The organism is Escherichia sp. E10V5 (assembly GCF_004212315.1).
Lineage (GTDB): Bacteria > Pseudomonadota > Gammaproteobacteria > Enterobacterales > Enterobacteriaceae > Escherichia.
On sequence record NZ_RHJM01000015.1, the window covers coordinates 46,461 to 59,028 of the forward strand.

Below are 12,568 nucleotides of genomic sequence, written 5' to 3' on the forward strand. Positions count from 1 at the left end.
ACCACATTGCGAGGCTCATTTATTTATACTTTTCTGACGCAGCATGATACGCATAAAATAAGACTTACGCAAAAACGGAACACATAAAAATATAATATGTTTTATCTGCAACCATAAGGAAATGATAATGATTTTTACGTCAAGTTGCTGCGATAATTTATCAATAGATGAGATTATCGAACGTGCTGAACAAGGCGATAGTGAGGCACAATATATTGTTGGGTTTTATTACAATCGCGATAGTGCAATTGACTCTCCGGACGACGAAAAGGCCTTTTACTGGCTCAAACTTGCCGCTGAACAAGGGCATTGTGAAGCACAATATTCTTTAGGTCGAAAATATAACGAGAATAAAAGCCGCTATAAAGATAATGCGCAAGCTATCTTCTGGTTGAAGAAAGCCGCCTTGCAAGAACAGGCATTAGCAGCCAATTTGCTGGGTTGCATACTCGACGAAGCGGCACCGCCTAACTATGAAGATGCGGTTGAGTGGTATCGGAAGGCAGCAGAGCAGGGGTTGAAATATGCACAAAATAATCTGGGGTTAATGTACCAAAATGGCACTGGGGTGACGCAAGACTATGAACAGGCTTTCTATTGGTACAAACAAGCCGCGCTCCAGGGGCATAATCCCGCACAGGATAACCTTGCTGACCTTTATGAAAAAGGTACAGGTGTTCCCCAAAACAAGACTCTCGCCGCATTCTGGTATTTGAAAAGCGCCCTGCAAGGTAATCAGCACGCCCAATTTCAAATAGCGTGGGATTATGATTTGGGCGAAGGAGTGGACCAGGACTATAAACAAGCGATGTACTGGTATCTGAAGGCTGCCGCTCAGGGAAGCATCGGCGCTTACGTTAACATCGGCTATATGTATAAACATGGGCAAGGCGTTGAGAAAGATTATCAGGCCGCCTTTGAATGGTTTACGAAAGCCGCTGAATGCAATGACGCCACTGCCTGGTATAACCTGGCCATTATGTATCACTACGGAGAAGGAGGACCTGTCGATCTCCTACAGGCTCTCGACCTGTATCGTAAAGTTCAGTCATCCGGTACCAGAGATGTCAGTCAAGAAATCCGTGAGATTGAAGATTTACTGTAGAGATAAAAACAAGGGCCGGGGAATTTCATTCGGCCCAAATTCTCTTTATTGGTGTGCGAAATCAAACTATTACGGCTCGAACGGGCGTCTCTGGAACTGGTCATGACCACATTTCGGGCATAGCGTCAGCACTTCCGGCGTGTAGATCGGGAGATGGAAGTGACATTTCTCGCAGACCAGATTCCCAAGCCCTACCACTTCTCCGCTGTGATAAACACCGTGATGATTGAGATCCTGGAAAACTTCACGCCATTCAAGCTGTGTTTTATCGGTGATGTCCGCCAGTTCCTGCCAGAGGCTTTCTTTAATCACCCGCATAAAAACGCTGTCGGATTCTTCCTTCAGGCTCTCTTCATAACTCATGGCGAACTCTTCCAGGTCACGTCTGACGGCCCGAGTCAGTTCATCGACCTCGGTCCGCGTTAACTCCCCTGTTTTTATTACACGCTCACGCGCCTGTTCTACCAGTGCATCGATATCGCGTTCGCCATTACGCAGTCGCTCGCTTAATGACGCCACCAGTTCACGGTAATATTGAGCAACCTTGTTCATCATTTCATCTCCCGTGTCGTTAACTGGCTATAATAATAGACGTTATTTACGCTCAACTTTGCAAGACTGCCCACAGAGTGTGTAAATTCGTGCAAGGATTACCGCTGTGCGATTTCAACGTCGAGTGCGCGAAAGGCTGTTTTGACGCGGACGTTTGGGCTATGCTATGCGGATCTGAAAAACCACCTCTAACGCTACTTTTGTAGCCGTAATGAAAACAGGACCACTGGCTGCCATGCAAGAGCAATACCGCCCGGAAGAGATAGAATCCAAAGTACAGCTTCATTGGGATGAGAAGCGCACATTTGAAGTAACCGAAGACGAGAGCAAAGAGAAGTATTACTGCCTGTCTATGCTTCCCTATCCTTCTGGTCGACTACACATGGGCCACGTACGTAACTACACCATCGGTGACGTGATCGCCCGTTACCAGCGCATGCTGGGCAAAAACGTTCTGCAGCCGATCGGCTGGGACGCGTTTGGTCTGCCTGCGGAAGGCGCGGCGGTAAAAAACAACACCGCGCCAGCACCGTGGACGTACGACAACATCGCGTACATGAAAAACCAGCTCAAAATGCTGGGCTTTGGTTATGACTGGAGCCGCGAGCTGGCAACCTGCACGCCGGAATACTACCGTTGGGAACAGAAATTCTTCACCGAGCTATATAAAAAAGGCCTGGTGTATAAGAAGACCTCTGCGGTCAACTGGTGCCCGAACGACCAGACCGTACTGGCGAACGAACAGGTTATCGACGGCTGCTGCTGGCGCTGCGATACCAAAGTTGAGCGTAAAGAGATCCCGCAGTGGTTTATCAAAATCACCGCTTACGCTGACGAGCTGCTCAACGATCTGGATAAACTGGATCACTGGCCAGACACCGTTAAAACCATGCAGCGTAACTGGATCGGTCGTTCCGAAGGCGTAGAAATCACCTTCAACGTTAACGACTATGACAACACGCTGACTGTTTATACTACTCGCCCGGACACCTTTATGGGTTGTACCTATCTGGCGGTAGCGGCAGGTCATCCGCTGGCGCAGAAAGCGGCGGAAAATAATCCAGAACTGGCAGCCTTTATTGACGAATGCCGTAACACCAAAGTTGCCGAAGCTGAAATGGCAACAATGGAGAAAAAAGGCGTCGATACTGGCTTTAAAGCTGTTCACCCATTAACGGGCGAAGAAATTCCTGTTTGGGCAGCAAACTTCGTATTGATGGAATACGGCACGGGCGCAGTCATGGCGGTTCCGGGTCACGACCAGCGCGACTACGAGTTTGCCTCTAAATACGGCCTGAACATCAAGCCGGTTATCCTGGCGGCTGACGGTTCTGAACCAGACCTTTCTCAGCAGGCTCTGACTGAAAAAGGCGTGCTGTTCAACTCTGGCGAGTTTAATGGTCTTGACCATGAAGCAGCCTTTAACGCTATTGCCGACAAACTGACTGAAATGGGCGTTGGCGAGCGTAAAGTGAACTATCGCCTGCGCGACTGGGGTGTTTCCCGTCAGCGTTACTGGGGCGCACCGATTCCGATGGTGACGCTGGAAGACGGCACTGTGATGCCGACCCCGGACGACCAGCTGCCGGTGATCCTGCCGGAAGATGTGGTGATGGACGGCATTACCAGCCCGATTAAAGCAGATCCGGAGTGGGCGAAAACCACCGTTAACGGTATGCCAGCGCTGCGTGAAACCGACACTTTCGACACCTTTATGGAGTCCTCCTGGTACTATGCGCGCTACACTTGCCCGGAGTACAAAGAAGGTATGCTGGATTCCGAAGCGGCTAACTACTGGCTGCCGGTGGATATCTACATTGGTGGTATCGAACACGCCATCATGCACCTGCTCTACTTCCGCTTCTTCCACAAACTGATGCGTGATGCAGGCATGGTGAACTCTGACGAACCAGCGAAACAGTTGCTGTGTCAGGGTATGGTGCTGGCAGATGCCTTCTACTATGTTGGCGAAAACGGCGAACGTAACTGGGTTTCCCCGGTTGATGCTATCGTTGAACGTGACGAGAAAGGCCGTATCGTAAAAGCGAAAGACGCGGCAGGCCATGAGCTGGTTTATACCGGCATGAGCAAAATGTCCAAGTCGAAGAACAACGGTATCGACCCGCAGGTGATGGTTGAACGTTACGGCGCGGACACCGTTCGTCTGTTTATGATGTTCGCTTCTCCGGCGGATATGACTCTTGAATGGCAGGAGTCCGGCGTGGAAGGGGCTAACCGCTTCCTGAAACGTGTCTGGAAACTGGTGTACGAGCATACTACGAAAGGCGATGTTGCGGCACTGAACGTCGATGCACTGACTGAAGATCAGAAAGCGCTGCGTCGCGATGTGCATAAAACAATCGCTAAAGTGACCGATGATATCGGCCGTCGTCAGACCTTCAACACCGCAATTGCGGCGATTATGGAGCTGATGAACAAACTTGCGAAAGCACCGACCGATGGCGAGCAGGATCGCGCCCTGATGCAGGAAGCGCTGCTGGCGGTAGTTCGTATGCTTAACCCGTTCACCCCACACATCTGTTTCACGCTGTGGCAGGAACTGAAAGGCGAAGGCGATATCGACAACGCGCCGTGGCCGGTTGCTGATGAAAAAGCGATGGTGGAAGACTCCACGCTGGTCGTTGTTCAGGTTAACGGTAAAGTCCGTGCCAAAATCACCGTTCCGGTGGATGCAACGGAAGAACAGGTTCGCGAACGTGCTGGCCAGGAACATCTGGTAGCAAAATATCTTGATGGCGTTACCGTGCGTAAAGTGATTTACGTACCGGGTAAACTCCTCAATCTGGTCGTTGGCTAAGCGCGGGAGGAAGCGTGCGATATCTGGCAACATTGTTGTTATCTCTGGCGGTGTTAATCACCGCCGGGTGTGGCTGGCATCTGCGTGATACCACGCAGGTCCCTTCCACTATGAAGGTTATGATCCTGGATTCCGGTGACCCGAACGGGCCGTTAAGCCGTGCAGTGCGTAACCAGTTACGTCTGAACGGTGTCGAGTTGCTCGATAAAGAAACCACGCGTAAGGATGTTCCATCCCTGCGTCTGGGCGCTGTATCAATCTCACAGGATACCGCGTCGGTTTTCCGTAATGGTCAAACTGCGGAATATCAGATGGTGATGACTGTTAGCGCGTCGGTATTGATTCCTGGGCGAGATATCTACCCGATTAGCGCCAAAGTCTTCCGTTCGTTCTTCGATAACCCGCAAATGGCGTTAGCGAAAGATAACGAGCAGGACATGATCATTAAAGAGATGTACGACCGTGCCGCCGAACAGCTTATTCGTAAGCTGCCAAGCATTCGCGCTGCGGACGTCCGTTCCGACGAAGAAACGTCGGCAACAACGGATACCACAGCAACGCCTGCACGCGTCTCCACCACGCTGGGTAACTGATGATTCGGTTGTACCCGGAACAACTCCGCGCGCAGCTCACTGAAGGGCTGCGCGCGGCCTATCTTTTACTTGGTAACGATCCCCTGTTGTTGCAAGAAAGCCAGGACGCCATTCGTCAGGTAGCTGCGGCACAAGGATTCGAAGAACACCACACTTTTTCCATTGATCCCAACACGGACTGGAACGCAATGTTTTCGCTATGCCAGGCAATGAGCCTGTTTGCCAGTCGACAAACGCTATTGCTGTTGTTACCAGAAAACGGACCGAATGCGGCGATCAATGAACAACTCCTCACGCTCACCGGATTGCTGCATGACGATCTGCTGTTGATCGTCCGCGGTAATAAATTGAGCAAAGCGCAGGAAAATGCCGCCTGGTTTACCGCGCTTGCAAACCGTAGCGTGCAGGTTACTTGCCAGACCCCAGAACAGGCCCAGCTTCCTCGCTGGGTTGCCGCGCGAGCAAAACAGCTCAATTTAGAACTGGATGACGCGGCGAATCAGGTGCTCTGCTACTGTTATGAAGGAAACCTGCTGGCGCTGGCACAGGCACTGGAGCGTTTATCGCTACTCTGGCCGGATGGCAAACTGACACTGCCGCGCGTTGAGCAAGCGGTGAATGATGCCGCACATTTCACCCCTTTTCATTGGGTTGACGCTTTGTTGAGCGGCAAAAGCAAGCGCGCATTGCATATTCTGCAGCAGCTGCGCCTGGAAGGCAGTGAACCGGTGATTTTGTTGCGTACTTTGCAACGTGAGCTATTGCTACTGGTTAATCTGAAGCGTCAGTCTGCTCATACTCCGCTGCGTACGCTGTTTGACAAGCATCGGGTATGGCAGAACCGTCGTAACATGATTAGCGAAGCGCTAAATCGCCTGAGTCAGCCACAGTTACGTCAGGCTGTACAACTCCTGACACGAACGGAACTTACTCTCAAACAAGATTACGGTCAGTCCGTGTGGGCAGAACTGGAGGGATTATCTCTTCTTTTGTGTCATAAACCACTGGCAGACGTATTTATCGACGGTTGATATGAAATCTTTACAAGCTCTGTTTGGCGGCACCTTCGACCCGGTGCATTATGGCCATCTAAAACCCGTGGAAACGCTGGCGAATCTGATTGGCCTGACGCGGGTAACGATTATCCCTAACAACGTTCCTCCGCATCGCCCCCAGCCTGAAGCGAACAACGTGCAGCGAAAACACATGCTTGAACTGGCGATTGCCGACAAGTCGCTGTTTACCCTTGATGAACGCGAGTTAAAGCGTAATGCCCCCTCTTACACATCGCAGACGTTAAAAGAGTGGCGACAGGAGCAAGGCCCAGATGTGCCGCTGGCGTTTATTATCGGTCAGGACTCGCTGCTGAACTTTCCGACCTGGTATGAATACGAAACGATTCTCGACAATGCACATTTGATAGTCTGTCGACGTCCAGGTTATCCGCTGGAAATGGCACAACCGCAGTACCAGCAGTGGCTGGAAGATCATTTGACGCATAATCCGGAAGATCTGCATCTTCAGCCTGCAGGTAAAATTTATCTCGCCGAAACGCCGTGGTTCAACATCTCGGCGACAATCATCCGCGAACGTTTGCAAAACGGCGAATCTTGTGAGGAATTGTTACCAGAATCGGTACTGACTTACATTAACCAACAAGGCTTGTATCGCTGATATCTGCCGTCACGGAGGGAATGATGCGACTGTGGTTAATTCGTCACGGTGAAACGCAAGCGAATGTCGACGGGTTATACAGCGGTCATGCGCCTACACCACTTACGGAGCGCGGTATCGCGCAGGCGAAAAGCTTGCATACACTGCTACGTGATGTTCCCTTCGATAAGGTTTTATGCAGTGAACTGGAACGGGCGCAGCACACCGCGCGCCTGGTTCTTGATGCCCGTCAACTCCCCGTGCAAATCATCCCTGAACTCAACGAAATGTTTTTTGGTGACTGGGAAATGCGGCATCATCGCGAGCTGATGCAAGAAGATGCCGAAAACTATAGTGCCTGGTGCAATGACTGGCAGCATACCGTCCCTACTCGCGGTGAAGGCTTTCAGGCATTTTCACAGCGGATAGAAAGGTTTATTGCCGGACTTGGTGAGTATCAGCAGCACAAAAACATATTAATCGTTAGCCACCAGGGTGTGTTGAGCCTGTTGATTGCCCGCTTAATCGGCATGCCTCCCGAGGCAATGTGGCATTTTCGTGTAGACCAGGGCTGCTGGAGCGCCATTGATATCAATGACGAGTTCGCAACACTACGCGTCCTCAATAGCCGCGCCATCTGGTGCGAAGAAGCATGACTTTTCTGTTTTTTTACAGGTAAGCGGCAACGGACATTGACAGGCCCGGGCAGGCTGATATTCTCCGCAACCTGACTTTTCCGCCATACACGACTTTGTAGAAATTGTTTTACAAAAATGGCGATGCAATCTGTGACGCGGGGTGGGATGATAGCCCACTTTCAAGAGCCGATTTGCTGACATTTGTCCCGAAATCGCCTCTGCTTCAGGTATACTGACAGACCATTTTTATCTTTTTTATTTCACCCAGGGGGAAAACTTGCAGGGTAAAGCACTCCAGGATTTTGTTATCGACAAAATTGATGACCTCAAAGGTCAGGACATCATCGCCTTAGACGTTCAGGGCAAATCCAGTATCACCGACTGTATGATCATCTGTACGGGTACATCCAGCCGCCATGTTATGTCCATTGCTGACCACGTGGTTCAGGAATCTCGCGCTGCGGGTTTATTGCCCCTCGGCGTTGAAGGTGAAAACGGCGCCGACTGGATTGTGGTCGATCTAGGTGATGTGATTGTCCATGTTATGCAGGAAGAGAGCCGTCGCCTGTATGAGCTGGAAAAACTCTGGAGTTAATGCGTGAAGCTGCAACTTGTCGCCGTGGGAACGAAAATGCCGGACTGGGTACAAACCGGTTTTACCGAGTACCTGCGTCGTTTTCCGAAAGATATGCCTTTTGAACTGATTGAAATTCCGGCGGGAAAACGCGGCAAGAACGCGGATATCAAGCGCATACTCGACAAAGAGGGTGAACAAATGCTGGCTGCCGCAGGTAAAAACCGCATTGTCACCCTTGATATCCCAGGCAAGCCCTGGGACACGCCGCAGTTAGCCGCTGAACTGGAACGCTGGAAGCTGGATGGCCGCGATGTCAGCTTGCTGATTGGCGGGCCGGAAGGGTTATCGCCTGCCTGTAAAGCGGCGGCAGAACAAAGCTGGTCACTTTCGGCGCTTACCCTCCCCCATCCGCTGGTTCGCGTACTGGTCGCAGAGAGTCTGTACCGGGCGTGGAGCATTACCACCAACCATCCTTATCACCGTGAGTGATATGGTAGCCTTAAGTAGAAAACGCAGCGGATGAAATTACAGAACTCTTTTCGCGACTATTCGGCAGAGTCCGCGCTGTTTGTGCGCCGGGCGCTGGTCGCCTTTTTGGGGATTTTGCTGCTAACCGGCGTGCTCATCGCCAACTTGTATAATCTACAAATTGTTCGCTTTACCGATTACCAGACCCGTTCTAATGAAAACCGCATTAAGCTGGTGCCTATCGCCCCCAGCCGCGGCATTATCTACGACCGTAACGGTATCCCTCTGGCGCTCAACCGAACTATCTATCAGATAGAGATGATGCCGGAGAAAGTCGATAACGTGCAGCAGACTCTGGACGCCCTGCGCAGCGTGGTTGACCTGACCGATGACGATATCGCCGCGTTTCGAAAGGAGCGTGCACGTTCGCACCGTTTTACCTCTATTCCGGTGAAAACCAACCTGACTGAAGTTCAGGTGGCGCGTTTCGCCGTTAACCAGTACCGTTTTCCTGGTGTGGAAGTTAAAGGCTATAAACGTCGTTACTATCCCTATGGCTCAGCGCTGACCCACGTTATCGGTTATGTCTCGAAAATTAACGATAAAGACGTCGAGCGACTGAATAATGACGGCAAACTGGCCAACTATGCCGCAACACATGATATCGGCAAGCTGGGGATTGAACGTTACTACGAAGATGTTCTGCACGGCCAGACGGGTTATGAAGAAGTTGAAGTTAACAACCGCGGTCGCGTCATCCGCCAGTTAAAAGAAGTATCGCCGCAGGCCGGGCATGATATTTACCTGACGATTGATCTCAAGCTCCAGCAGTACATTGAAACACTGCTGGCGGGCAGTCGTGCCGCTGTTGTGGTCACCGATCCGCGTACAGGTGGCGTGCTGGCGCTGGTTTCCACGCCAAGTTACGACCCTAACCTGTTTGTTGACGGTATCTCCAGCAAAGATTATTCCGCGTTGCTGAACGACCCGAACACACCACTGGTGAACCGTGCCACGCAGGGGGTTTATCCGCCAGCGTCGACGGTTAAACCTTATGTGGCGGTTTCGGCATTAAGTGCAGGGGTAATCACCCGTAATACCAGCCTGTTTGATCCTGGATGGTGGCAATTGCCGGGGTCTGAAAAGCGTTATCGTGACTGGAAAAAATGGGGCCACGGTCGCCTGAATGTCACTAAATCGCTGGAAGAGTCAGCAGATACCTTCTTCTATCAGGTTGCCTACGATATGGGCATCGACCGCCTTTCTGAATGGATGGGTAAATTTGGCTACGGTCATTACACCGGTATCGATCTGTCGGAAGAACGTTCCGGTAATATGCCGACCCGCGAATGGAAACAGAAACGCTTTAAAAAACCGTGGTATCAGGGTGACACCATTCCGGTCGGTATCGGTCAGGGGTACTGGACAGCGACCCCTATCCAGATGAACAAAGCACTGATGATCCTGATTAACGACGGTATTGTGAAGGTTCCGCATTTGCTGATGAGCACCGCCGAAAATGGCAAACAAGTGCCATGGGTACAGCCGCATGAACCGCCGGTAGGCGATATTCATTCTGGTTACTGGGAACTGGCGAAAGACGGCATGTTTGGTGTTGCTAACCGTCCTAACGGTACGGCACATAAATACTTTGCCAGCGCGCCCTACAAAATTGCGGCGAAATCCGGTACCGCGCAGGTCTTTGGCCTGAAGGCGAACGAAACCTATAATGCGCACAAAATTGCCGAGCGTCTGCGCGACCACAAACTGATGACCGCGTTTGCGCCGTATAACAATCCGCAAGTCGCTGTCGCTATGATTCTGGAAAACGGCGGGGCTGGCCCGGCGGTCGGTACGCTGATGCGCCAGATCCTCGACCATATTATGCTTGGTGACAACAACACCGATCTGCCTGCAGAAAACCCGGCGGTTACTGCTGCGGAGGACCATTAATCATGACGGATAATCCGAATAAAAAAACATTCTGGGATAAAGTCCATCTTGATCCCACAATGCTACTGATCTTACTGGCATTACTGGTCTACAGCGCCCTGGTAATCTGGAGCGCCAGCGGCCAGGACATCGGCATGATGGAGCGTAAAATCGGCCAGATCGCGATGGGGCTGGTCATTATGGTGGTGATGGCTCAAATTCCGCCGCGCGTTTATGAAGGCTGGGCGCCCTATCTCTATATCATCTGTATTATTTTGCTGGTAGCGGTAGATGCCTTTGGGGCCATCTCCAAAGGCGCTCAACGTTGGCTGGATCTCGGTATCGTTCGTTTCCAGCCCTCGGAAATCGCCAAAATAGCTGTGCCGCTCATGGTGGCTCGCTTTATCAACCGTGACGTTTGCCCGCCGTCGTTAAAAAATACCGCCATCGCGCTGGTGCTGATTTTTATGCCCACGTTGCTGGTGGCAGCGCAGCCTGACTTGGGAACGTCAATCCTCGTTGCGCTTTCCGGTCTGTTTGTACTGTTTCTCTCCGGACTTAGCTGGCGCCTGATTGGCGTTGCAGTGGTACTGGTGGCAGCATTTATCCCAATCTTGTGGTTCTTCCTGATGCATGATTACCAGCGCCAGCGCGTAATGATGCTACTCGACCCGGAATCAGACCCACTTGGCGCGGGTTATCACATTATTCAGTCTAAAATTGCTATTGGCTCCGGCGGATTACGCGGTAAAGGCTGGCTGCACGGTACCCAGTCACAGCTTGAATTTCTGCCCGAACGCCATACCGATTTTATCTTCGCGGTACTGGCGGAAGAATTGGGATTAGTGGGTATTTTGATTCTGCTTGCTCTCTATATTCTGCTCATCATGCGCGGACTGTGGATTGCAGCCAGAGCACAAACTACCTTTGGTCGCGTCATGGCTGGCGGCTTAATGCTGATATTATTCGTTTATGTCTTCGTAAATATTGGTATGGTAAGCGGTATTCTGCCGGTTGTAGGGGTTCCACTCCCGCTGGTCAGTTATGGAGGATCGGCGCTCATAGTGCTGATGGCTGGGTTTGGGATTGTGATGTCAATCCACACCCACAGGAAAATGTTGTCGAAAAGCGTGTAAGAGGTGCGAATGCGTAAGCAGTGGCTCGGGATCTGCATCGCGGCAGGAATGCTCGCGGCATGTACTAGCGATGATGGTCAGCAACAGACGGTAAGTGTGCCGCAGCCTGCGGTATGTAACGGCCCTATAGTTGAAATTAGCGGGGCGGAACCACGTTTCGAACCACTGAACGCGACGGCAAATCAGGATTATCAGCGCGACGGCAGAAGCTACAAAATCGTGCAGGACCCTTCACGCTTTAGTCAGGCGGGCCTTGCAGCCATTTATGATGCCGAACCTGGCAGCAATCTGACAGCATCTGGCGAAGCATTTGATCCAACGCAGCTGACGGCGGCGCATCCAACGCTCCCCATCCCCAGCTACGCCAGAATCACCAACCTGGCTAATGGGCGGATGATCGTGGTGCGCATTAACGATCGCGGTCCCTACGGCAACGACCGTGTGATTTCACTTTCACGCGCGGCAGCTGACCGTCTTAACACCTCGAACAATACAAAAGTTCGTATCGATCCTATTATCGTCGCCCAGGATGGTTCATTTTCTGGCCCAGGCATGGCTTGTACTACCATTGCCAAACAGACTTACGCCCTGCCTGCGCCGCCCGATTTAAACGGCGGCAGCGGAACAAACTCTATGTCTGTCCCGCAGGGTGATATTCTCCCGGTCAGCAACTCAACGCTGAAAAGCGAAGATCCGACCGGCGCGCCGGTAACCAGCAGCGGCTTCCTCGGCGCGCCGACTACCCTGGCGCCCGGCGTACTGGAAGGCAGCGAACCGACGCCTGCACCACAGCCCGTTGTCTCAGCACCTGCAACAACATCTGCAATGGTGACACCGCAAGCCACTTCGCAAAGCGCCAGCGGTAACTTTATGGTGCAAGTGGGGGCCGTTAGCGATCAGGCACGCGCGCAACAGTATCAACAGCAACTGGGACAAAAGTTCGGCGTACCCGGTCGCGTGGCCCAAAACGGCGCGGTCTGGCGTATTCAGCTTGGTCCATTCGCCAACAAAGCTGAAGCCAGTGCCTTGCAGCAACGTTTACAAACCGAAGCCCAATTACAGTCATTTATTACCACCGCGCAATAACGTAAGGCAG

The 12,568-nt window shown here is 51.8% G+C and carries 12 protein-coding genes; 11 read left to right on the forward strand and 1 reads right to left on the reverse strand.

Annotated elements, in window-relative coordinates; all coding sequences use genetic code 11:
• Nucleotides 1-127 precede the first annotated feature (127 nt).
• Nucleotides 128-1,105, forward strand: coding sequence for a tetratricopeptide repeat protein (locus tag D9738_RS11755; protein WP_130260235.1), 978 nt, complete (start codon nt 128-130; stop codon nt 1,103-1,105).
• Nucleotides 1,106-1,174: 69 nt separating this feature from the next.
• Here the strand turns inward: D9738_RS11755 and D9738_RS11760 are convergent, their stop codons facing one another.
• Nucleotides 1,175-1,657, reverse strand: a complete 483-nt coding sequence (locus D9738_RS11760) for a zinc ribbon-containing protein (protein WP_001044880.1) — start codon at nt 1,655-1,657, stop codon at nt 1,175-1,177.
• 235 nt (nt 1,658-1,892) lie between these two features.
• Here D9738_RS11760 and leuS point away from each other — a divergent pair, with 235 nt between their 5' ends.
• The 10 genes from leuS (at nt 1,893) to rlpA (ending at nt 12,558) form a co-directional block, all read left to right on the forward strand.
• Nucleotides 1,893-4,475 (forward strand): leucine--tRNA ligase, encoded by a 2,583-nt coding sequence (leuS, locus tag D9738_RS11765; protein WP_130260236.1) that lies wholly within the window; start codon nt 1,893-1,895, stop codon nt 4,473-4,475.
• Nucleotides 4,476-4,489: 14 nt separating this feature from the next.
• Nucleotides 4,490-5,068: an LPS assembly lipoprotein LptE gene (gene lptE, locus D9738_RS11770; RefSeq protein ID WP_130206491.1), complete on the forward strand. Its 579-nt coding sequence runs from the start codon at nt 4,490-4,492 to the stop codon at nt 5,066-5,068.
• Nucleotides 5,068-6,099, forward strand: coding sequence for a DNA polymerase III subunit delta (gene holA, locus D9738_RS11775; RefSeq protein WP_130260237.1), 1,032 nt, complete (start codon nt 5,068-5,070; stop codon nt 6,097-6,099). The genes lptE and holA overlap by 1 nt, the downstream gene beginning before the upstream one ends.
• 1 nt (nt 6,100) lies before the next feature.
• Entirely contained in the window at nt 6,101-6,742 is a 642-nt protein-coding gene (gene nadD / locus D9738_RS11780; RefSeq protein ID WP_130260238.1) for a nicotinate-nucleotide adenylyltransferase, read from the forward strand.
• A gap of 23 nt (nt 6,743-6,765) precedes the next feature.
• Nucleotides 6,766-7,377, forward strand: a complete 612-nt coding sequence (locus tag D9738_RS11785) for an adenosylcobalamin/alpha-ribazole phosphatase (RefSeq protein WP_130260239.1) — start codon at nt 6,766-6,768, stop codon at nt 7,375-7,377.
• Between the two features lie 259 nt (nt 7,378-7,636).
• Nucleotides 7,637-7,954: a ribosome silencing factor gene (gene rsfS / locus D9738_RS11790; protein WP_001161662.1), complete on the forward strand. Its 318-nt coding sequence runs from the start codon at nt 7,637-7,639 to the stop codon at nt 7,952-7,954.
• 3 nt (nt 7,955-7,957) lie between these two features.
• Nucleotides 7,958-8,425, forward strand: a complete 468-nt coding sequence (gene rlmH / locus D9738_RS11795; protein WP_000776104.1) for a 23S rRNA (pseudouridine(1915)-N(3))-methyltransferase RlmH — start codon at nt 7,958-7,960, stop codon at nt 8,423-8,425.
• A gap of 30 nt (nt 8,426-8,455) precedes the next feature.
• The gene (gene mrdA / locus D9738_RS11800) at nt 8,456-10,357 is read left to right on the forward strand and encodes a peptidoglycan DD-transpeptidase MrdA (protein ID WP_130219433.1); all 1,902 of its coding nucleotides are present in this window, start codon (nt 8,456-8,458) and stop codon (nt 10,355-10,357) included.
• Nucleotides 10,358-10,359: 2 nt separating this feature from the next.
• Nucleotides 10,360-11,472, forward strand: a complete 1,113-nt coding sequence (gene mrdB, locus D9738_RS11805) for a peptidoglycan glycosyltransferase MrdB (RefSeq protein ID WP_000131717.1) — start codon at nt 10,360-10,362, stop codon at nt 11,470-11,472.
• A gap of 9 nt (nt 11,473-11,481) precedes the next feature.
• Complete coding sequence (rlpA, locus tag D9738_RS11810) at nt 11,482-12,558, forward strand: endolytic peptidoglycan transglycosylase RlpA (RefSeq protein ID WP_130260240.1); 1,077 nt, start codon at nt 11,482-11,484, stop codon at nt 12,556-12,558.
• Nucleotides 12,559-12,568 lie beyond the last annotated feature (10 nt).